The organism is Micromonospora sp. NPDC005161 (genome assembly GCF_053599855.1).
Genome location: NZ_JBSFYQ010000046.1, coordinates 1 through 23,817 on the forward strand (window position 1 = coordinate 1; position 23,817 = coordinate 23,817).

The 23,817-nt window shown below is 68.1% G+C and carries 17 protein-coding genes; 3 read left to right on the forward strand and 14 right to left on the reverse strand.

The window, feature by feature from the left end; translation table 11 throughout:
- Positions 1-758: 758 nt before the first annotated feature.
- A complete protein-coding gene (locus tag ACWD5O_RS30750; protein WP_450087490.1) occupies positions 759-2,816 on the forward strand; it encodes an amylo-alpha-1,6-glucosidase in 2,058 nt (685 codons plus the stop codon).
- Positions 2,817-3,008: 192 nt separating this feature from the next.
- On the opposite strand, the gene ACWD5O_RS30755 is transcribed toward ACWD5O_RS30750, so the two are convergent.
- The 11 genes from ACWD5O_RS30755 to ACWD5O_RS30805 form a co-directional block, all read right to left on the reverse strand.
- On the reverse strand, positions 3,009-4,217 hold the full coding sequence (locus tag ACWD5O_RS30755) for a low temperature requirement protein A (RefSeq protein WP_450087491.1): 1,209 nt from the start codon (positions 4,215-4,217) through the stop codon (positions 3,009-3,011).
- Positions 4,218-4,773: 556 nt separating this feature from the next.
- The gene (locus tag ACWD5O_RS30760; protein ID WP_450087513.1) at positions 4,774-5,616 is read right to left on the reverse strand and encodes a replication-relaxation family protein; all 843 of its coding nucleotides are present in this window, start codon (positions 5,614-5,616) and stop codon (positions 4,774-4,776) included.
- A gap of 364 nt (positions 5,617-5,980) precedes the next feature.
- Positions 5,981-8,131, reverse strand: a complete 2,151-nt coding sequence (locus ACWD5O_RS30765) for a type IV secretory system conjugative DNA transfer family protein (protein WP_450087492.1) — start codon at positions 8,129-8,131, stop codon at positions 5,981-5,983.
- Between the two features lie 81 nt (positions 8,132-8,212).
- A complete protein-coding gene (locus tag ACWD5O_RS30770) occupies positions 8,213-9,310 on the reverse strand; it encodes an integrase core domain-containing protein (protein WP_450087493.1) in 1,098 nt (365 codons plus the stop codon).
- An 83-nt stretch (positions 9,311-9,393) separates the two neighbouring features.
- A complete protein-coding gene (locus tag ACWD5O_RS30775) occupies positions 9,394-10,008 on the reverse strand; it encodes an SDR family NAD(P)-dependent oxidoreductase (RefSeq protein ID WP_450087494.1) in 615 nt (204 codons plus the stop codon).
- Positions 10,009-10,591: 583 nt separating this feature from the next.
- On the reverse strand, positions 10,592-13,714 hold the full coding sequence (locus ACWD5O_RS30780; RefSeq protein WP_450087495.1) for a hypothetical protein: 3,123 nt from the start codon (positions 13,712-13,714) through the stop codon (positions 10,592-10,594).
- A 181-nt stretch (positions 13,715-13,895) separates the two neighbouring features.
- On the reverse strand, positions 13,896-14,777 hold the full coding sequence (locus ACWD5O_RS30785) for a carbohydrate ABC transporter permease (RefSeq protein ID WP_450087496.1): 882 nt from the start codon (positions 14,775-14,777) through the stop codon (positions 13,896-13,898).
- Positions 14,774-15,718 carry a carbohydrate ABC transporter permease gene (locus tag ACWD5O_RS30790; RefSeq protein ID WP_450087497.1) on the reverse strand — a complete coding sequence of 315 codons (945 nt, stop codon included), beginning with the start codon at positions 15,716-15,718 and terminating at the stop codon, positions 14,774-14,776. The genes ACWD5O_RS30785 and ACWD5O_RS30790 overlap by 4 nt, the downstream gene beginning before the upstream one ends.
- Positions 15,719-15,779: 61 nt before the next feature.
- Complete coding sequence (locus ACWD5O_RS30795) at positions 15,780-17,141, reverse strand: ABC transporter substrate-binding protein (protein ID WP_450087498.1); 1,362 nt, start codon at positions 17,139-17,141, stop codon at positions 15,780-15,782.
- A 27-nt stretch (positions 17,142-17,168) separates the two neighbouring features.
- Complete coding sequence (locus ACWD5O_RS30800) at positions 17,169-19,289, reverse strand: glycoside hydrolase family 36 protein (RefSeq protein ID WP_450087499.1); 2,121 nt, start codon at positions 19,287-19,289, stop codon at positions 17,169-17,171.
- 167 nt (positions 19,290-19,456) lie between these two features.
- A complete protein-coding gene (locus ACWD5O_RS30805; protein WP_450087500.1) occupies positions 19,457-20,479 on the reverse strand; it encodes a LacI family DNA-binding transcriptional regulator in 1,023 nt (340 codons plus the stop codon).
- A 287-nt stretch (positions 20,480-20,766) separates the two neighbouring features.
- Here ACWD5O_RS30805 and ACWD5O_RS30810 point away from each other — a divergent pair, with 287 nt between their 5' ends.
- The gene (locus ACWD5O_RS30810) at positions 20,767-21,456 is read left to right on the forward strand and encodes an IS6 family transposase (RefSeq protein WP_354968736.1); all 690 of its coding nucleotides are present in this window, start codon (positions 20,767-20,769) and stop codon (positions 21,454-21,456) included.
- A 230-nt stretch (positions 21,457-21,686) separates the two neighbouring features.
- Here ACWD5O_RS30810 and ACWD5O_RS30815 read toward each other — a convergent pair whose 3' ends face one another.
- Positions 21,687-22,049, reverse strand: a complete 363-nt coding sequence (locus ACWD5O_RS30815) for a DsrE family protein (protein WP_354968728.1) — start codon at positions 22,047-22,049, stop codon at positions 21,687-21,689.
- 116 nt (positions 22,050-22,165) lie between these two features.
- On the opposite strand from ACWD5O_RS30815, the gene ACWD5O_RS30820 reads away from it, so the two are divergent.
- Positions 22,166-22,858, forward strand: coding sequence for a winged helix-turn-helix transcriptional regulator (locus ACWD5O_RS30820; RefSeq protein ID WP_354968729.1), 693 nt, complete (start codon positions 22,166-22,168; stop codon positions 22,856-22,858).
- Positions 22,859-22,925: 67 nt separating this feature from the next.
- Here the strand turns inward: ACWD5O_RS30820 and ACWD5O_RS30825 are convergent, their stop codons facing one another.
- Together ACWD5O_RS30825 and ACWD5O_RS30830 are read right to left on the reverse strand one after the other, a co-directional pair.
- On the reverse strand, positions 22,926-23,276 hold the full coding sequence (locus ACWD5O_RS30825; RefSeq protein WP_450087501.1) for a DDE-type integrase/transposase/recombinase: 351 nt from the start codon (positions 23,274-23,276) through the stop codon (positions 22,926-22,928).
- A gap of 41 nt (positions 23,277-23,317) precedes the next feature.
- Positions 23,318-23,797 (reverse strand): integrase core domain-containing protein, encoded by a 480-nt coding sequence (locus ACWD5O_RS30830; RefSeq protein WP_354968737.1) that lies wholly within the window; start codon positions 23,795-23,797, stop codon positions 23,318-23,320.
- Between the last annotated feature and the right edge of the window lie 20 nt (positions 23,798-23,817).

Below are 23,817 nucleotides of genomic sequence, written 5' to 3' on the forward strand. Positions count from 1 at the left end.
GGCCTTCCTGCATCACTACAATCACCACCGACCCCACACCGCCACCGGCGGCCTACCACCCATCACCAGGTTGACCAACGTCCCTGGACAGCACAGCTAGTCCGCCAAGCGGACCAGCGCTGGTCCGCGTCGTGCCCAGCTTCCTCTGCAGCGGTAGGGGCCGCGGTGGGGGCGTACCGGCCCGGTCGGCGGGTATCCGCGCCCGTCCAGCGACGAGAAAATTGGTGGTACGGAGTGGGGACGACGGAGATCCGGGTGCACGGCGTGGTCGAACCGGGCCCGGAGAGTCTCCTTGGCCGCCGGTCGTTGACCGGGTGGCCGGTGACCGGGAGGCACCGCGCTGGAGCACGCCAGGGTCGAAGTGACTGCGCTGCCCGCCGGCTACGCCGAGGCGCTGGCTCCGCTGCGCCGCGGGCAGGCCGGCCACGATCCGGGCCGGGTCGCGACCGATGTGGCGGTGATGCTCCAGCGATAGCGCCCCGGCGCCGATCGCCGCGTCAAGCCCCGCGTATGCACAGGTCAAGCTCGGCGTGCTGTGCGCGCAGGTCGAAGCGACCATGGTGGCCGACGACCTCGCCACCCTCACTTGCCGCCCCTTCGGAAGGGCCGAGGCTGGCGGGGGGCAGATTGTCCCGTATCCGGCTAACACTCCGATTCGGAAGCCGTGGTGTAACCACACCTAGAAGGGTAACCACCACTCCACTAGGCACCGGATTGGCCAGCGGCGGCGGCTCGTGTGGCCAGAGCGGAGGGGCAGCGTGCGGGTCGACCAGATCAATATCCTGCAGGGAGACGCCTTCGTTGTAAGCGACCGGCAGGGTGACATCAACCCGGCTGCCAACGTTCCCGACGGGCTGTTCTATCGCGACATGCGGCACTTATCGCGGTGGCAGCTGCGCCTCAACGGCCACCAAATGGAGGCGCTAAGCGCGGACAACCTCGAGTACGACGAAGTTGCTTTCTTTCTGATCGAGCCGACCGGAACGATCTACCGGAACCCGTCGCTGTCGGTCACCCGCCGCCGCGAAGTGGCGACTGGCATGCAGGAGCGCATCACGGTCCACAACTTCGGCAAGACGCCGGTCGCGTTCGAACTCACGATGATATTCGACGCCGACTTCGCCGACATCTTCGACGTCAAGGATCAGATGTCGAAAACCGGCCATCTGTACCGCCGTCGGCGCGACGGCGGGATCACGTTGGGCTACAGCCGCGCCGACTTCTGCCGCGAAACCCACATCGACGCCCCCGGTGCCTTCGTTACCGAGGAGTCGCTCACCTTCCGACACGAGCTACCACCTGGACAAGAGTGGGGCATCGACATCCAGATCCGGGTTGGGGTCGAAGTGGACGCGGCGCTACAGCGCCGCCACCACCACCCGGACATGCCTTACAGCATCCGAGAATGGCTGGACGCGTCACCCATCTTGGACACGGATTGGGACGACTTGCTGCACATCTACCACCGCAGTCTGCTCGACCTCGCCGCGTTGAGGTTCTACCCCTTCGTCGGAGATAGAGCCTCTCTGCCCGCAGCCGGGCTGCCCTGGTTCATGGCGGTGTTCGGCCGCGATAGCCTCCTAGTCAGCTATCAGATGCTGCCGTTCCACCCCGAACTTGCCTATACGACTTTGCGGGCCCTCGCCGAGCGGCAGGCGATCCATGAGGACGACCACCGCGATGCCGAACCGGGGAAGATCCTGCACGAACTGCGCCACGGGGAGCTTGCCCATTTCGGCGAGCGTCCGCAGTCCCCGTACTTCGGGGCCGCTGACACCACGCCGCTGTTCCTGATCGTCCTAGACGAGTACGAACGGTGGACCGGTGACACGCAGACCGTACAGGACCTCCAGCCTGCGGCCCGCGCCGCGTTGCGGTGGCTGGAGACGTACGGCGATCCCGACGGCGACGGCTACATCGAATACCAAACTCGCAACCCGCGCAGCGGTCTGGTCAACCAATGCTGGAAGGACTCCTGGAACTCGGTGGTCCACCCCGACGGCAGCCTCGCCAAGCTTCCCCGGGCCACCTGCGAAATTCAGGGCTATGCCTACGACGCGCGCCGCCGAACGGCGCGGCTCGCGCGGGAGATTTGGAACGACCCCGGCCTCGCCGAGCGTCTGGAACGCGACGCCGAGGAACTCTATCGCCGGTTCAACACCGACTTTTGGCTACCCGACCTCGGCTATTACGCACTCGCGTTGGACGGGGACAAGAAGCCGGTGACCACGTTGACCTCCAACATCGGACACCTGCTGTGGAGCGGGATCGTGCCGCCCGAACGCGTTGACGCGCTCGCCGCGCTGCTCTGCGGGCCCCGGATGTTTACGGGATGGGGCGTGCGCACCCTCGCTGACGAGCAGCCAGCCTACAACCCGCTTGAGTACCACAACGGCACCGTTTGGCCGCACGACACCGCGATCGCCGCAGCCGGGCTTGCCCGGTACGGACACCGCGACGAGGCCAACCAACTCGCGATGGGGCTGTTGCAGGCCGGCCATCATCTGCGCCATCGACTGCCCGAGGCACTCGCAGGCTACCCACGAAAGAACACTTTGGTGCCCGTGCTCTACCCCACCGCCTGCTCCCCGCAGGCGTGGGCCGCCGGTGCGCCGATGATGCTGCTCCGCATGATGCTCGGCCTCGATCCGGAGTCCGACACTCTGGCCGTGCGCCCACACCTACCTGAGGATCTCCGCCGCCTGGCACTGCATGGAGTGCGCTTCCGCGGCGCCCGGGTCGAGGCCCTCGCGGGCACCGCTGCACATGACCTAGATCGGTTGAAGCCGATACCGGGCGCCCGGGAGCTTCAGTGAAGAACACACCATTCGGTCGAGATCACCGTTGGACGGCAGCGGCCGGACACTGTGCTGGGAGATCCTGCGCGACGACGACGGCGCCGCCCCGCAGATTGACCGATACCTCGTCCCGCGTCGCCCACCTCCACAACACCGCGTCACCGGTTGCTACACGTCCCCGCCCGCCTCACCGTTACCGGCAGAACGAGCCTAGTGATCCGTCGCGGGCCGGGCGGCGACCTGCCTGCGCCGGGTAGCGACGACGGTGGTGGCGACGAGGGTGGCGAGGAGCAGAGCGGTCAGGCGTGCCGGCGCCGGCGTGAGCGGTGTGAGCAGCACCAGCGCAGCCGTGGCCCAGTACGGCACGGTCATCTTCAGCTGCTCATACGGGCGGATGTGCAGCGTCCAGACTGCGAGCAGGTAGACGGCGACCGGCGTGGCTACCGCGTACCCTGCGGCGACGGGCCCGAGGTGCGCGGTGCCGGTTTGGTAGTCGACGTCGACGGCGAGGCCCGCGCCGAGCGCAGCCGCCGATGCGAAGATCAGGTACTGACCGTATCCCCACAGCAGCGCCACGCGCGGCGAGGCCGCCAGGTGCTGAACTGGGCGATCGAAGTACAGCCACCACATCGCGAAGACGATCACGATGCCGGCACCGGCGATCGACAGAAGAGTGCTTGCCTTGGTCCCTCGGTCAAAGGCGGTCTGGACGGCGAGGCTGGCCGCGAGTACCGACTCGCCGAGGACGATGATGGTGAATAGGCCGTACCGCTCGGTTATGTGGCGTGGGTGCCAGATGATCGGAGCGGGGCGTCTCGCCCAGAAGGGTAAGAGCAGCTCGGCGAGGACGATCGCCAGGAAGCCGGGCAACAGCCAGTGCCACCCTCCGGGCAGTGCCAGCCGGGCGATCCAGGCCGCCTGCAGCACGATGACGCCCACGGCGTAGCGCTGTGCGGTGGCCCGCCGCTCCGGATCGCTGCGGGCGACGCGCAACCATTGCGCGACCATCGCCAGCCGCATGATCACGTACCCGTAGGTGATGACGGAGAAGTCGCCGCGGTCGAAAGCGCGAGGCACGCCACCGGCGATCACCAGCGCCCCGGCGATCTGGACCAGGGTGGTGAGGCGGTAGACGTCGTCCTCGGGGTCGTACGCGGAGGCGAATGTGGTGAAGTTCATCCACGCCCACCAGATCGCGAAGAACACCGCCGGATAGAGGCCAATCCCGTGACCGATGTCGGCCTCGCCCAGGTTGTGGTGCAGCCGGTCGGCGACCTGCCTCACCGCGGCCACGAAGCATAGGTCGAAGAGCAGTTCCAGCGGAGTCACGGTCCGGTACGGCTCGTCGGTGGGGCGGGCGACCATGGGCCGGTACCAGGCCCGGACGGGAGGCCGTGGAGGAGTCACTGTGTCGGACATGGCAGCACCTCGGACGGCTCGCGAAGACGATTCCTGCCGCTGATCATTCCGACCGCGGCCCGTCCCGTACCGACGCTCACCAAAGTTCACGTGAACGTGCGTGGAAGTCGACTCCACCGGCCGCATGCGAGGCGCCCCAGACCGAACCAAGGGACGACGGTGACTGCTACCCGTTCGCTGCTCCGACCTCCGAGGCCGCTATGCGGTAGCGAGAACTCGTTCGCCTATTTCGTGGCCGATCCGCTCGAGCTTGCCCGCGCTGCCTTCCTTCTGGATGAGGTTAGCCAGCATGCTCTGCGTACACCCGCTCTCGCCTGCAGCGGGACGCGGACCTCGCCGCCCGCGACCCCGGCCGGCTTTCGCAAAGTCGGCTTATCATGGTCGGGACCCCCGTGCGGGCCTCGCCGGGATCGGCGGGCAATCATTGGCCGGTCGCGGCACCATGTTTGTGCGCCGAACGGGCGGGAAGCGGGTCTCATGGCCTTCCGTACCCCGAACATGGCGGCGAGTCTCGGGCGAGGCACCCTCGCCGGTGTCGGTGGCACCGCCGTTGGGGCTAGTCGCTCGTGTCGGGGTGGGTGAAGCGGTGCGGGTTGGTGGCGGGGTTGTCGGGGCCGTGGTCGCTGGGCAGCTCGTGCAGCCACCGGCGCAGGCTCGGGTCGGTGGTGAGGGTCCAGGCCGGGCCGGCGGGGTGTTCGTCGTGGATGCCGGTGGCCACCGGCATGGCGGTGGGCACGCCGGCCAGGGCGCGCAGGAGGTTGGCCTCTCGGCGGCGGCTGCGCACGCGCAGCAGGACGGGGTAGCGGGGTCCGAACTCGGCGAGGCGTTCGTAGGCGCGCAGCTTGCGCAGCACCCTGCCTAGGTTCTCGGTGTTGTTGTCGTGTTCGAGGAAGAAGCCGACGCTGCGCTCGCCGACGGTCCAGACGCCGTGGGCGTCGGGGCGGATGTCGGCGGCGGCGTAGGCGGCGGTGGCGTGCTGCTCGGACCACCACCGCGCCAGCTGCGCGTTGGGGTCGGTGTGGGTGTAGGCGTGCAGGTCGACGAAGAGCTGGTTAACGCCGAGGAGGTGGCGCAGCTTGTGGCTTCCGACGATGCGTTCGGTGCGCTCGATGCTGCTGCGCGGCGGTCGCGCCGACGGCCGGTCGGGGTCGGTGTATGCGGTGGGGTGCACCACGGCGCCGAGCGGGCCGAGGGCGTAGAGGTACTGGCTGGTGCCGGTGGTGACGTCCACGAATCGGGTGACCGCGTCGATGGTGTGCAGCGCCGCGAGGCGTAGCAGGGCCGCCCGCCGGGATGGGAACAGCGCTTGGGCGATCTGGTCGGTGGATAGAAGGTAGTGCTCGGCGAGCCAGTCGAGCAGTTGACGGTCGCGCAGGGTCAGCCGGCGCAGGAGTTGCAGGCGGTCCTGGCGGGTCGGGCGGCGCGAGGACGCGGAGCGGCCGGGCGAGGAAGGCTCGGGGGAGTGGGGGTGAGGGGGGCAGGACGCTGCGGGTCGGAGTGTTCGGCGGACATGCGGGGTTCCCTTCAGGCAGGAAGGAGGATCCCCTCTGTGGGAGGGGTGTCTGGAATTGGTGGACCCTGCGGCTGTGGCTGATCACGGGGCGTGTGCAGCGTTGACAGGCCTACCTGAGCCGTTCTGTCAGCGGCACGGAGCTGACGGTGGTGAAGGGGTGGTGATGCGCTGGCCGAAGGGGCATCGCGGCCTCGATCTGGCTGCGGTGACAGACACCGAAGCGCTGGTCCTGCAGGGCTGTTGCGCCCGGTCAGGAGAGGCCTCTGCCGCCTCTGGGCCTTGCGCCTTTGTCGTCGCGGGGCTGGGACAGCCGGTCGACGAGGGCGTCGATGGCGCTGGTGTTCTGCGCCTGCACGGTCCGGGCGACGCTCTCCCGGATCGCGGTGGCTTCACCCACGACCGGCTGGGGTGGGCGGGTGCGCAGCGTGAACGCCGGTGTCTGCCGGCCGTCGACAACCAGTCGGGTCGCGGCGGTGTAGGCGTCGAGGTGCGTGAGGTCGTGCTCGTCGAGCTCGGGAAGGGTGTGGCGGGCGAGGACGCGGGCGTCCTCGGGAGCGCACGAGAAGTAGATCTTGTTGCGGGCGTTCGCTGACGCGGCGGCGAGGAGGTCTTTGGGGAACTGGGCGAGGTCCTGGTGTGACAGGACGAGGGACAGCCGGTACTTGCGGGCTTCGGCGAGCATCGTGTCCAGGCTGTTGGCCAGGGTGAGGAAGTTCTGCGCCTCGTCGATGATCAGCGTGGCGTCCCGCCGCTTGTCGGGGGCTACCTTCGCGCGGGCGGTGGCAGCTTGCCATACCTGCGCGAGGATCAGGGAGCCGAGGAGTTTGCTGGTGTCCTCTCCGAGCTGGCCTTTTGGGATCCGCACGAGCAGCGCGCCGCCGTCGAGGACCTTGCCCATGTCGAAGCTGGATGTCGGGTAGCGCATGGTGCGTTTGACGAAGTCGCGCAGCAGGAACGCGCGCAGTCGGGCGAGGACGGGGCCGATGACCTGGGAGCGCAGGGCGGGATTCAGCTCGTCGTACCACTGCCAGAACCCGGACAGGCCGGCCGGGTCGTCGAGGTCGACGGTCATCGCCGAGCGGAACTGCGCTGAGTTGAGCAGGGGTGGGATGTGCTGCAGGGTGACGTTGGCGTGCCGGAGCAGGGTCAGGCAGGCCACCCGCATGACGTCGTCCATGCGGGGTCCCCACGCCTTGGCGAAGATGTTCCCGAAGATCGATACGAGGTTGTCGACGACGAGGTCGGGGTCGTCGCCGGAGAGTGGGTTGATCGTGGGCGGGTTGGGTTGGTCGGGGTCGAACAGCACCACCCGGTCCGCGACCGATGCGGGGAGCCGGTCGAGGATGTCCAGGACCATGTCGCCGTGGGGGTCGATGACGACGGTGCCGCGGCCGGCTTTGATGTCGTCGACGGCCATGTTGACCAGCAGGGTGGTCTTTCCGCTGCCGGTGGAGCCGACGACGTGCAGGTGGTAGCGGGCGTCGGGGACGGCCAGGGCGACGCCGTGGCCGCCGACTTGCGCGTCGCCGATCATCTTCGTGCCGCGCCCGCCGGTGGGCACGGCGACGGGGGTGGGCATGGACTTCGCCCGCGCCCGGTCCAGGCCGGGCACGGCCAGGTCCCGCGGCAGCGCAGCCAGGGCGGCCAGCTCCGGAGTGCTGGTGAGGAACCCCGCACCGAGGCGGCGTGACGCCAGCACGGCGGCGGGCGACGGCATGCGGGTGCGGTGGGTGAGGCGGTTGCGGCCGGAGTAGACCGCGAAGGACGACGCGACCGTGTCGGCGATGCCGCGCAGCCGGGGCCGCTGGTCGCTGTTGGCGCGGTGGTTGTCCTTGCCGATGGCGTAGCGCACGGCGGTTTCCCACAGCGGGTGGGCGGTCTTGTCGACAATGGCCCGCACGTCGCGTTCCACCCCCGGGTCCCGGCGGCCTGCGGCAGGGCTGGATCGGGTGCGGGCGGAGGATCCGGTCTGGAAGACCTCGATGAGCCAGAGCAGCGGTGCGGCGGGGTTGATCGCCGGTAGGGCGATCTTGCCGTCGCGGAGCCTGACGGCGGCTCGTCGGGCGCGCGTCACGCGGCGGGGTGCGGCGGGGCGGGCCAGGATCTGCACGCAGGCGTGTTCGTCGGCCCGCAGTTGGGAGCCGGCGGACATCAGGGCGCGCAGCGGGTCGTTGTCGTGGTCGGTGTGGAGTGGGAGCCATTCGGCGGCGGTGGGCAGCAGGTGCCCGCCCACCGCCGCCGGCACGTCGATGGGCATCGGCGGTGGGGGTGTGTCGTCGGTGGTGCAGGCGGCGCCCGGCCAGGCGGCGCGGACGGCGGCTTCGACGGCGCCGGGTGGGACGGTGCCGGGCACCCAGACGGAGATGAGTAGCCGCCGCCCGGTCCAGGTGTACTGCCACACGACATGGGGGTTGCCGTGGAGCAGGCGTCTGCGTCGGGATGGGGTGAGGGTTGCTCTTGCCGAAAACCTCGTCCGTGCAGGTCAGGCGGCATGCTCGTACTCGTGGAGAATGCCGCGGAGGCGCTCGCGTCTTCGGACGTTGAGACGGGCCAGCCTGTCCGGGTCGGTGATCTGTTTGGGCAACGGGTATAGCGGGCGCGCGTTCCCGATGCCCTGGTGTGGGCGGTGTCCGTTGTAGAACTGTTCGAACTCGCGTAGGGCGTGGAGCAGGTGCCGCTGGTTCCAGATCAAGGTCCGGTCCAGTAGTTCGCGGCGGCAGGTCTGGACCCACCGTTCCATGATCGAGTTCATTCTCGGCACCTGGATGCCGCTGAGCACGACGTCGATGCCCGCGTCGGCGAGGATGGCGTCGAACAAATCGGGGAACTTGCCGTCCCGGTCACGGATCATGAACCGCGCCCGGGAGCCGTTGTCTTCGAGGTCTATGACAAGGTTCTTCACGGCCTGTACCACCCATGCGGTGGTTGGGTGTGGGGTGGCGCCCAGGATGTGGATTCGGCGGCTGGCGTGCTCGATCACCGCGAGCACGTACATCCGCGCTCCGGTGAGGGTGACCGTCTCGAGGAAGTCGCATGCCAGCAGGGCGTCGGCTTGGGAGCGCAGGAAGTCGGCCCAGGTGTTGGAGGCCCGCTCGGGCGCCGGGTCGATGCCTGCCTCGTTCAAGATCTCCCAGACCGTGGACGCGGCCACCTTCACCCCCAGCACCAGCAGTTCGCCATGCAGGCGCCGGTAGCCCCAGGCAGGGTTTTCCCGCACCAGGCGCAGCACCAGGGCGCGGACGGAGTGCACAGTGCGCGGCCGGCCCGGGCGCCTGGGTCGGGAAACGGCCGCGTGACGACGGGCGACCAGGTCGCGGTGCCAGCGCAGCACCGTGTCGGGCCGCACCAGCAGCCGCACTCGGCGCAGCACGTCCCGCGGCAGCCGGTGCAGCAACGCCGCCAGGAACGCCCGATCACTCGCGTCGAACCGCACCTTCTCCTTGCCCAGCTGGCGCTCCAGCACCATGATCTGGTGGCGCAGGGCAAGGATCTCCACATCCTTGTCCCGATTGCTCATCGGCAGCAGGCGCAGCATCGCGAACGCGTTCGTCACACCCAGGTACGCCAGTCGCAGCAGCACGGCAGCCCATCATGCCGCATCGATCACCAGCTACGCCCATGCCCAGCAACCGGACCAACATCTCCGACACCCCCACGCCGGACCTAACCAGGGCGGATGGGGTTTTCGGCAGGGGCAGGGTCGTCCGCGTTCATCGGCGTACGCACCGGGCCTGGCGCCACGCAGTTGACGGTCACGCCGCTGCTGGCAAGTTCCAGCGCCAGTGAGCGGGTGAGCGCCGCGACTGCGCCCTTCGTGGCCGCGTAACCCCCGCGGGCCGGCGCCCCGGTCGTGCCGAGCACCGACCCGATCGTGACTACCCGGCCGTACCCCCGCGCGGCCATAGCCGGCGCCACCGCGCGAATGGCCAGCCATGTGCCGAGCACGTTGGTCTCGAACGCCGCACGGAATTCGCCGGGGGAGAGCTCGCCGAATGTGCCGCGAGCCAGCCGTCCGGCGGCCGTGACCAGACCATCGACGGCATCCCACCGCCGGTCCGCCTCGCTTACGACTGCGGCGAGGTCATCCGGGTTGGTCGTGTCGCCCGACACGAACAGGATCTGCGCATCGCCGGAAAGACCGGTCAGGTAACGCCGGGCGTCCTGGCAGCGTTCGCGGCTTCGACCGAGAACAGCGACCGGTCGGCCCCGGGCCACCAGCGCCGCCGCCACGGCCAGCCCGATACCACTGGTCCCACCGGTGATCAGTACGGCTGTCACGCCCCGATGCTGACCGCCAGAGTCAGAAACACAAACCAAAGGAGACCGTTCAGCGAACCGCGGCGGCCGTCGTCCAAGGGAACGCGGACCGGGTGAAATGTCCGGGGGCGTCCCCTGATCGCTACTGGAGTGAGATTGCAGTAGTCAGGATCAGTGGGGCAATGGTTCCTGTCGCCCCTCGATATGAACTCAAACCCAACGCAGCTCGGAGCATACGCCTCGCCATCGAGTTGAACCCCCACGCCTCGGCCGGGAGCAGGCGCCGAGCCCCTCAAGACACCCAAGAGCGCCAGCAGCGAAGACATCGTCGCCTTCGGCAGCGTGACCCAAGTACCCTTTGGCCCGAACGCCGGCTTCGAGGGCGAGCCTTGCGAGGTCTACCGGGTTCGATCCCGCCGATATCTGCGATACGGGCGGGATCGAACCTCGGATTTTTAACAACGTGGCTGTGCACCGTCGCACTTCGCGACGGTGCACAGCCGCGCCTGGCTTCGCGTTACCTATCCTTCTTGATGGCACCGACGTGGTGTCGCCGTTGGCGGCGGCTCGGTCCGTTGTTGGACGGGACAGGGCACATGTCGTGTCAGCAGGAGTGGCTACGGTAGGCGACTGCCTGCTCGAGCGGCGTCCCTTCGTCGCCGGACGTGATCGTCACCTTCACCCAGCCTGCGGGTAGGTCCGCCAGCCCCGTGCGGAACGGGTGGAACTGGGTGCGGCCTGGTGGAATGGCGTTGAAGGTCTTCGTCCCGTAGTCGGTCTCGATCGAGAGCGACAGCGGTTCGTCGTCGGTGTTCGTCGCGGTGACTCCCAGCTGGTTGTGCCATCCGGTGCATCGCGCCGCGACTGCCACCTTCGCGGAGATTGCCGGCTTGGGAGCTGCTTCGGTCTCCGACTGGCCGGCCTGGACCGGTGCGATCGTGATCTTGTCGAGGTACGCTGGCGCGGCCGTGCCCCATGGCGGTGGCACCGTCCAGGTGGACCACGGTTCCATGAGCGCGGCGGACTGGAGCTTCAGCGAACCGTCAGCTGACCCGAGGTGGACAGATAGGGTCCGGTCCCAGAAGCTTTCCCAGTGGTTCGTGTAGCGCATGCCGCTTGAGCCGACCTCGTTGTAGGTCGCGTCGCCGGACTCCTCGGCGATGGATAGCCGGACGTCCACGACCTGGGGGTTGTAGGCGTGGCGGCCGGAGACGTTCTGGTTGGAGTAGCTGACGGTGACGGTGTAGTCGCCTGCGCCGGCCACCTTCGGGGCGCGTGGCACCAGAATGTAGTTTTCCGCGCCTTGGCCTGCGCCGGTCACGTATCCGCCGCCGGAGGCGTTGGTGCCGGTGTTCGTTGGATTCGTGACCGCCTTGGCAGCACCGTGAAGCGTCGCCGCTTCCGCCTCGAGGGTGTAGGCATGGTCGGTGTCAGCGGATCGGTTTCGTACGGTTGTCAGGTCGGCGATGTTGGCACCGGACGGCGATCGGACTTCGATCTCGTTGATCCCTTCGGCGAGGTAGGCGGTCGCTTTCGACTGCCACTGTCCTGCTGCCGGTGCCTGGAGGGTGGCTGCCGAGGTGCCGTTCACGGTCAGGTTGACCGATGATGCCGTCTCGGTCGCCCAGTTGATGGACACGTCGTGGTAGCCGGGGTCCCAGGCGGTCACGTACAGGTCCGACCGCGCGTCGGCGCCGGCGAGCCGGACGGTGCCGTTGTTGAGCGCGACGGCATCGCCGTAGGCCATCTGCGCGCCGCCGTTGTTGCGCCACGTGCTGGCTGGGTATGTCGTCGGGTCGCCGTCGGTGACGTCGGTGAGGGTGAACCGGTCAAGGGCCACGTCGGAGTGTGGAAGGGTGGTGGCTCCGCCGTCTGCTGATGCCCTCAGCGAGAGCGCGTGAGTGCCGGCGGTGAGCCGGACGTCCACGGTGTCCGAGCCGCGGTACTTCCACTGGGCACGCGTTGCCCCGTCGTTGGCGAGGTTGGCCGCGTACTGGACGAGCTGGTCGAGCCGGTCGTCCACGTAGAGTGCGTGTCGCCCCGCTTGGCCGTCGCCGGATCGAATGATCTCCAGCCGGTATGTGCCGTCCCGCGGGACGTCGACCGTCCATGTGGCGGTGGCGGCGGCGGTGTTGAACCAGGCCACGTCGTAGCCGCCGGAAGGACGCCAGAGGTTGCTGCCGTACGTCGTCCAGCTGCGTGTCTGGGCGGGTCCGCCGAGGGTGGTGTCCTCGGCTTCGATGTCGTAGCTCCAGGGCTGGGCGAGCTGGGCGGCCTCGACGTCACGGTTCTGGTCCGGTGTGATGAGCACCTGGTAGGCGCGGTCGAAGTACGGCACGTCGACGGTGATGTCCGCCAGCGATCCGTCCGCGGCCAGCTGCGCGCCGTCCTTGGCGTAGACGACCCGGGGGTTGCCGTGGACGCCTTCTGCCCCGGTCAGTCCGATCTCCCGGATCTCGATGTCGACCGCGGCTCCGAATTCCGCGGGGTCGAGCCCGGTCATCTCCAGGGTGAACTGCCCGTTCGAGGTGCCGGCCGCCAGCACCGTGGCCTTCCTGTTGGCGTGGTCGATGGCGCCCAGCGCGTGGGTCTGGTTGGCGGCGTTCGACGGGGTGGTCGTGGCGACCGTCTCGGAGCCCTCGAGGTCGCCGTACCACTTGAATGCCCACCATCCGCCGTTGGCGCCGTTGACGCCGGCCACGTTGTCGGACAGTGTGCCTGCGGCGTTCCAGTACGCGGTCTGGGCGTCGACCTTCTCGTTCTCGAAGTTGATCAGCCACTGCATCACCCGGCCGGGTGCGCTCATGTCGTGCAGGTTGCCCCATTCGGAGATGTTGACCGGGATCCGTGGCAGGTCGAGCTCGTCGAGGATGTCCTCGTAGGCCCGCATGTGCGCCGGGAACTGGGTCAGGCCGGAGTCGCTGAGTTCGTGCCAGACGAAGACGTCCGGCAGGGTGCCAGTGTCTCTCATGCAGGTCAGCGCGTCGCGGGTCTGCGTTTCCCTCCAGGCGGACCAGCCGCCGCCGCCGAGCTGGGGCTTGCCGAGGCCGTGGGCCGCGTAGACCTCGTTGATTTTGTTGTAGATCGCGACCCAGTCGGCGCAGAAGGTGTCCTTGTTGCCGCGCCGGATCATGTCACTCGACTCGCCCGGCCAGTACTGCGGGGCCTGGGTCCAGCGGCTGTACCAGTTGCCCTCAACCTCGTTGAACGGTATGAGCAGATACTTTCCGGGGTGGTCGGCTTCCTCGGCGATGCGGGTCGTGACGAACTCGATGATCTCCAGGTAGTCCCAGACGCCGTTGGGGGCCGTGGGCTGTGACCAGATGCCCGTGCTGTTGTTCGGCCCCGTCTCGGTGGTGCCGGTCCATCGGCCGGTGGTCTGGTCGTAGCTGCGGACGTCCGGCGGGCGGTTCGAGGCGTTGTAATACCACTCGGCGTAGAAGTCCTGTAGGTAGGGCGAGAGGTACTGGCCGTGCTTGGCGAAGAAGTCGTTCTCGTACGAGAGCATGTCGCCGGTCGGGTGCTGCAGACCGTACGGGGGCTTGGACGAGGAGTTGGTGATGTGGGCGCCGTTGGCGATGGCGCGTGTGGGCACGTCTGCCGAGCCGAAGCCGTAGAGGGTGCCTGAGGCGCCGCCGTGGACCTCGCCGGTCGACTGTGCGAAGTCGACGGTCACGACGTCGCCGGCGGCGAACGCCGGGCCTGCGCCCGGCACTGTGAGGGCCATGCCGGTCAGGGCGAGGACAGCCACAATGGCCCTACCCCGGGGTCTGCGATGGGGCCATCGACGTTTTGTCAAATGCGACATTGCGATTACCTCCAAGATGTGTTGACTGGGGCTTGCGTGGGTTGGTCTCACCTCCAAAGGTCGCGGGATCGCGTGGTGGCAAGAAAGTTGGTCGTTCCGGCTACTTGACGGCGCCGGAGGTGATGCCGGAGATGATCTTGCGCTGGGCGACGATGAACACGACCAGTAGCGGCAAGCTCATGAGGATCACGTAGGCAAAGATCAGGTGCCAGTTGTTCAGGTAGAGGCCTGCGCTTGCCACCTGGAAGAGATTGAGCGGCAGGGTGTCGAGACGTCCGCCGACCACGAAGAAGGCGTAGAACACGTCGTTCCAGACGTATAGGCAGATCAGGATCGCCGCGGTCGACAGGACGGGCATGAGCAGCGGCAGGATGACCGTGCCGAACACGCGAAAGGGGCCGGCGCCGTCGACGCGGGCCGCCTCTTCGAGCTCGAGCGGAATCGTGCGGATGAAGCCGGTCACGAAGAAGATGACGGTGGACATGTACATGCCCATGTACACGCCGATCATGCCGACGGCGGTGCCAGCGAGGCCGAGCTGGCGCAGCAGCAACACGATCGTGACGACGCTCGGTGGCAGCACGATCCCGCTGATCGCCAGCGCGTAAAGGACGGCGAACAGCCGGGTGGACCGCCTCGCCAGCACCCAGGACGCGAGCGAACCGAGTACGAGAACGCCGATGACGGCCGGGACCATCACCAGGAGCGAGCCGAAGAATGCTGCGGGAACCCGGCCCTGCTGCCAGACCGCGGAGACGTTCTCGGCGAGCTGCCAGTCGCCGGGAAGGTTGAGGTTTGGGTTCAGTGCCTCGCCCTGCGTCTTGCCGGCGGTCACGACAATGATCCACAGCGGCATACCGATGAGCAGGACGACAGCCAGGATCGCGACGATGGGTTGCATCGCGCGCCGCGGGCCGGTGCGCCCTCCGCGTGACTGTGTCCTTCGCGGCGTTGTCGCGGTCTGGGCGGCTGAGGTGGTCACAGCACTTCCTCCCGCTTGCGCAGCGTCCGAATGACCGGAAATGCGAGTGCGACGACGACGAGGAACAGTACGAGACTCATCGTGGTCGCCTGGGCGAACAGGCCTTGGCCGAAGGTGCGGAAGATGAAGATGTTGAGCAGCTCGGTGGTCCGGGCCGGGCCGCCTTCGGTCGTGGCCTGGACGATGTCGAAGCCGTTCATCGAGCCGAGCAGCGCGGTGGCGACGTTGAAGGTGACCGCGGGTGCCAACAGTGGGAACCGTATGTCCCAGAACGTTCGCCACGGGGAAGCGCCGTCGATGCGGGCGGCCTCCAGAACGTCCTCGTTGATGGTCTTCAGGCCGGCCAGGTAGATGAGCATGGAAAGGCCCATCCATTTCCAGGAGTGGATGATCGCCACGACGAGTAGCGTCCAGGTCGTGTCGCCGAGCCAGGGGATCGTGATGTCCCGCCCGAGCAGCGACCCGAGGATCTGGTTGATGGCGCCGTCCGGCTTGAGCAGGGCCTGGAAGACGTACCCGACGGCCAGCGCGGACATGATGACCGGGATCACGAACATCACCCGGGCGAACCGGTTGACGCGCGTGTCGCGCTCCAGGAGCAGAGCGAGCAGCAGCCCGAACAGATTCTGGAAGATGGCGACGAGCGCTGCGTAGACGATCGTGATGCGCAGCGACATGACCAGGGTTCCGGAGGAGACCAGGTCCTGGAAGTTGCGCAGGCCGACGAAGTTGATCTGAGACTTGAAGCTCGACCAGTCGGTCAGCGCGTAGACGAAGTTGAAAATCGACGGCAAGAAGGAGAAGACTCCGAGCACGACGAACGCCGGGACGAGGAATCGCGCCGGGTAGGTGCCGCGACGTCGGTCGTCCCGCCGCCGCGTCCGCCGTGCGCCGCCGTCGGGGACGGTGCGCTGGGTTGCCATGTTGATGGTCGCTGTCATCTCTGTCGGCCCCCTTTGGGCTGGTGCGGGACGCGCTTGCACGCGGGCCCGCACCAATCGATCAGAAGCCCTTGATGCCCTGGGCGCGGGCCAGCTGGCCGAACTGGTCCTGCGTCTGCTGCGCGACCTGCTCGGGCGTGGTGGTGCCCTGGATCATGTCGGCCAGATAGATATACAGGTCAGGGTTCGCCACGGCCAGGGCCTGCATCGACCCCACCGAATCACCGAGCGAAGCGTGCACATCCAGCAGCGCCTGCGGCACCGTGCCAGGGTTGGACACGCCGGTCTGCAGCGAAACGGTGTCACGGTCCTTGACGAAACCCGCGTAGCCCTCGCCGAGCCAGAACGACAGCAGTTGCCGGGCGGCAGACTCGCGCTTGGCGTCACCGGTCTTGAACGCCACGAGGGCGTTGGCCTGGTCGGGGATGAAAGTGCCCACGTTGCCCGACGGGGAGATCGGGAAGAAGCCGATCTTCGCGTTCAGCTCCTCCGGTTTGGCCTTGGCCTGCAGCTGGCCGAAGAACGAATTCACCTGGATGACCATCGCGGCATCGCCGGCGAGCAGTGCGTCGCCCTGGTCCTCGAACGTCGCGGTCTTGATGTCCTTGTTGAACAAGCCCTCGTCGATCAGCGACTTGTAGGTCTTGATCGCCTCGAGGATGGTCGGATCGGTGAACTTCTCCTCACCGGCGTTCACCCGATCCCACAGCCCATCGGCGGCAGCGTCGGCGAGCTGGACCTGGACCCACCACTGGGTGCCCCAGCGATCGGCAGCCATCTCGAAAAACGGGGTCTGTCCCTCGGCCTTGAGCTTGCGGCCGAGCTCGATGAACTGGTCCCACGTCTTCGGCGTCTCGGTGATGCCGTGCGCGGCGAAGACTTCCTTGTTGTAGTAGACACCCTCGACAGCCGGGCTCGTGATCAGCGCCGCGTACCGGGTGTCGTCGAGGATGCCAGTGATGTCGCGCAGCTCAGGAGAGTACCTGCCAAGCCACGGTGCATTGTCGAGCGGCTGCAGGTTCGTCCGCGCGTTCAGCGCCGTGAGCATCGAGGCGGTGGGCTGCCAGAACGCGAGGTCAGGCTTGTCGCCGGTGGCGACCTTGGTCTGGATGCCCTGCTCGTACGGGTCGGGGATGGTGATGATCTCGACGCTCGCGCCCGTGGCCGCCTCGAACGCCGCGGCGACCTCCGTGGGCATGGTGTTGGAGTTCTGGGCGGCCCAGACCGTCAACGTGGTGCCAGCCAGGTCGGCGGTCTGCTGAGGCCAAACGGCGGCACCGGCGTCGCCCTGGTCCGGCGCTCCGCCGCCTGCCGTGGGGTCGCTGCAGGCGCTCAACGCGAGCGCGACGGCCGCGACCGTCGCCACGGTGATCAGATACTTCTTCATATCGACTCCTCGTTCCTCTGGTGTCGCCGACGACACCGGTCCGATATGGGCGTCGTGCTCGCCTCAGAGCACGACGTCGTGGCCCACACGCAGCACGCAGGCCGCGGGATAGCCGGCGGTGGCACGCACGCTGGTGCGGCCGTGCGCTGAGTCGACGGCAAGCCCCCCGGCCGTCGCCTCCGGGTAGATGATCTGCACGTCGCCCGCAGGCAGGTCCAGAACGATCTGCGGGTCGCCATCCCCGCCGCGCCACCAGACGGCAACACGGGTCTCGGTCGCAGTCGACCGTCCCACGGCGACCCAGGCGTCGTCCCATGCCGGCAGCCCGAGCGGCCAGAGTGGGACGGCGCCGCCGAGCTCGTCGTCCCACTGTTGAGCCAGCTGCACACCCTTGGCCACCAGGTCGAGCTGCCGGTCGGACATCGCGGCCAGATCCCCCGACAGGTACAGACGCCCCGACAGCCCCGTGACGATGGTGAAGACGATCTCCTCGTCCGTCATCGAGGGCTGCGGGTAGGCCCAGTTCCCGGCCTGCTCGGGCAGGACCGCCATCAGGGCGCCGGCGGCGATGGGCGGATACAGCAGCGGCTCCTGCTGGTCGGATGTCGACTGGATCTCCGTGCGGGCGAGCAGGGCGTAGTCGGCGCGCATGGACCCGGACGCGCAGTTCTCCAGGACCAGCCCGGGATGGCGCTCGCGTACGCCGTCGAGCCAGCCGAGGTAGGCGCGCGTGTGCCGCAGCAGGCCGTCGCCCGGGCTGTCCGCGTCGCGATCGGTCCCGACCCCCGGCGTGACGTTGTAGTCGAGCTTGAGGTAGCCGACCCCGAAGTCGTCGACGAGCCGGTCGACCACGTCGTCCAGGTGCTTGCGCGCCTGCTCATGGCGTAGGTCGAGCAGGTACCTGTCGTGTTCGACGATCCGCACCCCCCGGCGCTGCAGGAAGGCCTCGTCCGGGAACTGGGCGGCCACCCGACTGCGCACGCCGACCACCTCGGGCTCCAGCCACAGGCCCGGCACCATCCCCTCGGCCCGGACCGCATCGAGCACGCGGCCGAGCCCGCCGTCGGGGAACCGGGTGTGCGAAGGGCTCCACTCCCCTACCGAGTCCCACCAGTCCCCCCCGTCGTCGTACCAGCCTGCGTCGATGCAGAAGTAATGCGCCCCTACCCGCGACGCCGCTCGGATCAACGGCAAGAGCTTGTCGGTCGTCGGGTCGCCCATCAGGGTGTTCATGTAGTCGTTGAACACGACGGCGCCGGCGGCGCGGGATGGGTAACGGATCGCACGGCGATGACGGGTCATCTCTTGGACCGCTCCCTGCCACCCGGCGGTGGACCACGCCACCGACGCCGGCACCGACTCAAACTCCTCGCCCGGCTGCAGCGTTCTCAGCCAGCCGTGGTCGGCGTCGGTGGGGCCGAGCAGACCGAGCGACACGAACTCGCGGTCGTCGCCCGAAAGCCGCTCACCAAGCTCGGCACGCCAGGGCCCGTTGTTCTCGATCTGCCACGCCAGCGCCGCGCCGCTCCGGCGTGCGACCAGCACGCCTGCCGGGACGCGCTGTCCCGACGACCAGGCGCCGTGGCCAACGACGGTTCGTGCCCCTCGTGCGTCCTGGTGCTGGTGGGAGGCCAGCGCAAGGTTCGGCAGGCCGTCCTGCCCGCGCAGGTCGTGGGTGGACCATCGCCACTCGCCGACCCACTCGCTGGCACCCTCGATCGTCGCGACCTCCTCCAACGGTGCCGCACCCACGGGGTCGGCCAGCATCAGCGACGAGACCGCCAGCAGGTGCAGCGGCACCGACGAGGTGTTGCGCACCGTCGTCCATGCCTGCAAGGAGCTCCCCCCGGGTTCGCCTCGTAAGGTCGACAGCACCTCGATGCCCGCCGCCTCGTCACGCTGCCGCACCCGCACGGTGCGCCAGCGTCCTTCGTCCGCCCAGTCGTGGCCCGTATAGCGCAGCCGGGCACCGATCGCTGTCGCCGTGTTCCGCAGGTTGCCTTTCGCGTGGCCGTGGCCGACGGCGAGGATCTCGACGAGTGGTTGGTCCGCCGGCGCGCCCTCTGCCCCGATGGACTCGCTGATGACCCGCGCCGTCACCGGACCGTCTGCCCAGCGCGCCAGGCGGAGCTGCACGCCACCGTCACCCCAGTGAGCGAGTGTGGCGGCGGGACCGGCATTCATGATCGGCATCGTTGCCTTGCCCCTCGTCAGCACGTCGTCCGTCGAGCATCATGAAAGCGTTAATCATGATGGAGCGCAAGGTATAGTCGGGACCGAGATACGGAACTGTGATACGCGCTTTCAGAGGTGACCCTCGAGCGCCGGCGCGCAGGACGTGCGGTGTGCGGTCAGGCGCTGGGGGCGCGCCCGGTCGAGCCGCGCACGATCAGATCCGGGATCATCCGCACCGACGGACGCGCCTCGCCCGTCTCCATCCGCCCGGCCAGCAGGGCGAACACCTGCTGGCCGAGGCCGACGAAGTCCTGACGGACGGTCGTGATCGGGGGCGACCACAGCTGGCTCAGCGGGTGGTCGTCGAACCCGACGACCGACACATCGTCAGGTACGCGCCGCCCATGGTCGTTCAGCGCCTTGATCACCCCGATCGCCAGCTCGTCGTTGCCGGCGAGCACGGCCGTCACCGACCGATCGCGGGCCAGGGCCACTCCCGCGTCGTACCCCGACATCGGGTTCCAGTCCGCCCTGATCACCGGCGGCACCGGCACCCCGGCGGCGACCACTGCGTCACGCCAGCCGAGCATGCGCGCGCTCTCGGTGCCGAACGACGGGATCGCCACGTGATGGACCGTCTCGTGGCCGAGGTCGAGCAGGTACCGCGTGGCCTGCGCCGCCGCGTACCGGTCATCCATGTAGGCGTGGGAGATCGCCTCCCCCGACGAACCGCCGGAGGCGGCCGCCACCGCCGGCAGCCACGGAGGCATGGCCGCCAGCGCGGCCACCCCGGGTGGATCGAACTCCAATACCACCGCGCCCGCCAAGGGCTGACCCAGGGCATGGTCGATCGCCCGCTCCACAGTGAGCACGTTGGGCGTCTCGACGACGGAGATCACGACCATGTAGCCCGCCTGGCGGGCCGCCTCCTCGATGCCCTGGATCGTCGAGGCGTATCCGTACCGTGTGGTATTCCCCGTGAACACGGCGATCATCGACCCGGTCCGCTGCGCCAGCGAGCGCGCGGCACCGTTCGGACGAAAGCCCAGTTCCTTGACCGCGGCCATGACGCGCGCACGCCGCTCGGCACTCACCGGAACGGAGCCGTTGAGTACACGCGAGACCGTCGGCACGGATACACCAGCAACCCGTGCCACGTCCGCGATGATCGGCGGTCTCACCGGACGAGAAGCGCTCACACTGGAAGGTTACGCGGCCATGCAGCAGAGGAGGTCGCGGCCCCGATCAGCGCCTTCACGAACTCCCTCGGAAGACGTCGAGTTCGGCCACGGTAGGTAACGGCGCGGCGAACTCTTCCAGCGAGCGTCGGGAGCCCGTTTTGAGTACTTTCCAGCAACGTCCGGGCGTATCGACCAGGCACAAGCAGCCACCGTCCGCCTGATCTTCAACGGCTCCGTTGCATTGAGCGTTGGCAAGTTCGAGGCAGGCTTGACGGGTGAAACCATCAACCCGTCCTCGCCCCTGGCTGCCGCCGAAGTCGGCGTTCGCCGGGTTCCGGTTCCCGCCCGAGGTGATCGTGGCCGCGGTGCGCTGGTATCTGCGGTTCAACCTGTCCTATCGGGATGTCGAGGAACTGCTGGTTGAACGCGGCATCGAGGTCGACCACGTGACCGTTTACCGCTGGGTGCAACGCTTCACGCCGCTGCTGGCCGACGCCGCCCGATTCTGCCGCCACTCGCCGGGTGACCGATGGTTCGTCGACGAGACGTACGTCAGGGTCAACGGTGTGTGGCGGTACGTGTACCGGGCGGTCGACCAGTACGGGCAGGTCATCGACGTGCTCGTCTCTAACCGCCGGGACGCCGGCGCGGCCCGGCGGTTCTTCCGCCGGGCGCTGTCGACGTTGAAGGTGACACCCGCAGAGGTGGTCACCGACGCCGCCGCGGTCTACCCCGGCGTGCTGGATGAGCTGATCCCATCCGCGAGGCACCACGTCGAACGGTATGCGAACAATCCGATCGAGGCTGATCACAGCCGGTTGAAACACCGTTTGAGATCGATGCGCGGGCTACGGACGGACAAGTCAGCGCAGGTGATCATCGCCGGGCACGCATTCATGCAGAACCTCCGACGCGGACACTACGAACTCGCCATCGACACCCCGCCGATCACGCGGGTCGCCGCTGCGTTCACCGAACTCGCCCAAGCGATCTGACCGCGGACCCGACCGGGTTCAACACGTCCGCCCATCCGATAAGGCAACGGCGCCGGTTGTAGCGCAGGTACCAGCGGACCGCGACGACGATCACCTCCGCGGGAAACCGGAACCCGGTGAACGCCGCCTTCGGCGGCGACCAGCGACGACGAGGACTCGACGGCTGCACCCGTCAAGCCTGCCTCGATCCCTGGACACGGGCAACGCAACAGACCCCAGCGAGCTGATGGTCAATAGCTGAACGTCGTCGCCCCGTCGCCGATCCAGCGCCACATCGGGACGGTGCCGCCGAGCTCGGCCGAATCGATCAGCTGGGCCTCGTCGAGCCCCTTCGCGGTGAAGCAGATCGGGCAGACCAAAAACCTCCCACCCGCCGCCTGGTACCGCTTCACCAGGTCAGGCAGCGGCGGGCAGCCGGTGCAGGCCACCCCGGTGGCGACGCCGCCTAGCGCGAGCCGAACCGCCTCCTTGGTCAAAAACATCAGCGTCGGCCGGCCCTCCTCGGCCGCACCGACCGCCACCAGGAACGCCACGGTGACCCGCTCGGGGTCCTCCAAGCCGGTTGTCAGGCTGATGACCGCTTTTCCGGACATCTCACTCCTCCTCGGGTCTGTCGCTGTCAGTCATAAGGTTGACTGACCGGCGACCCCTCGCCCGCTACGTTTTCTGTAGCGGCGAGGGCCTCCACGCCGCGAGGAAGGTGCGCGCGGTGAAGCGCTATAGCCAGTACTGCCCGGTGGCTCGGGCCGCCGAGATCCTCGCCGAACGCTGGACGCTGCTCGTCATCCGCGAGCTGCTCTGGGGCGAGGACCGGTTCAGCACCATCGCCCGGGGCGTTCCTCGAATGTCCCCGTCGCTGCTCGCGGCGCGTCTGCGCGAGTTGCAGCGAGCGGGTCTCGTGCAGCGGCATGTGGCCGACGGTGAGCCCCGCTACCGGCTGACGCCGGCCGGGGATGAGCTACGGCCGCTTCTGGAGCAGATGGGCGCGTGGGGTGTGCGCTGGATGCACGAACTGCGCCCGGACGAGTTCGACCCGGTGATGCTGATGATCGACATCCGGAGGGATTCCCAGCCTGCCCGCATGCCGGAGAAGGCCACGACGGTCCAGCTCTACTTCCGCGACGCGCCGGCAGGTCAGCAGCGATGGTGGCTCGTCCTGTCCCGGTCCGGCGGCGCCGACGCCTGCGACACCGATCCGGGCTTCCCGATCAGCGTGTGGTTGGAGACCGAGGTGGAGACTCTCACCCGCATCTGGATGGGTGACATGAGCTGGTCGGCGGCGCTGCGAGGCGGATCGCTAAGCCTGAAGGGGGAGTCCGCGGCCTGCCGCGCGCTGCAGGGGTGGCTCAATGTCAGCCCCTTCGCCGCCGTCGAGCGGGCGGCGGTCCCATTGCCCCGGTGAGGTGCTCGGATGGGTGCTGTTGCGTTACGGAATCGAGGGAGATGCCAAGCCCGTTTCGGGTCTGCGGTCAGATCACGCGGGCCAGCTCGGTAAACGCGGCAGCGACCCGCTTCGCTCGCGGGACCTCGACGGTGAGTTCGTAGTGGCCGCGTCGTAAGTTCTGCATGAAGGCGTGGCCGGCGATGATCACTTGTGCGGTCTGCTCGGTTCGTAACCCGCGCATCGGTCTCAGCCGGTGCTTCAGTTGGCTGTGGTCGGGCTCACTCGGATTGTTGGCGTGCCGCTCGACGTGGTGCCAGGCTGAGGGGATGAGGTCGTCGAGGACGGCGGGGTAGACCGGGGCGGCGTCGGTGACCACCTCGGTGGGCGTCACCTTCAGCGCCCGCAGCGCCCGTTGGAAGAACCTGTACCGCGCCAAAACTGTGTTTCAGGCTGTGGGCTGGGGATTTGCCTGGTGGATCAAGCGGCCCGGCGATACTCGTTGATCACGCCGCCCAGGACGCGGCGTCGCCGGATCGGCTTGTCGATCGCGATGACCACGCCGGGGTCGTAGTCGGGTGGATGCTGATCCAGGCTCTGGTGCGGCCGGTGCCGGTCGAAGTGGTCCTCATAGTCGCGTAGCACGGTACGGGCGTGCTGTTCGTTGTAGATCAATACCCGGTCGGTGCACTCCGCTCTGACGCTGCGCACGAAGCGTTCCGCGAACGCGTTCGCCCTTGGCGTGCGTGGCGGGGTCTTCACCACGTCGATGTCTTCGGCGGCGAACACGGCGTCGAAAGACGCGGTGAACTTCGCGTCGCGGTCGTGGATCAGAAACCGGAACCGTGTCACACGGTCCCCGAGGTCCATCACCAGGTTGCGGGCTTGCTGGGTGGTCCACGCTGCGCTCGGGTGGGCGGTGACGCCGAGGATGTGGATCCGTCGGGTCGTAACCTCCATGACGAACACGACGTACAGCC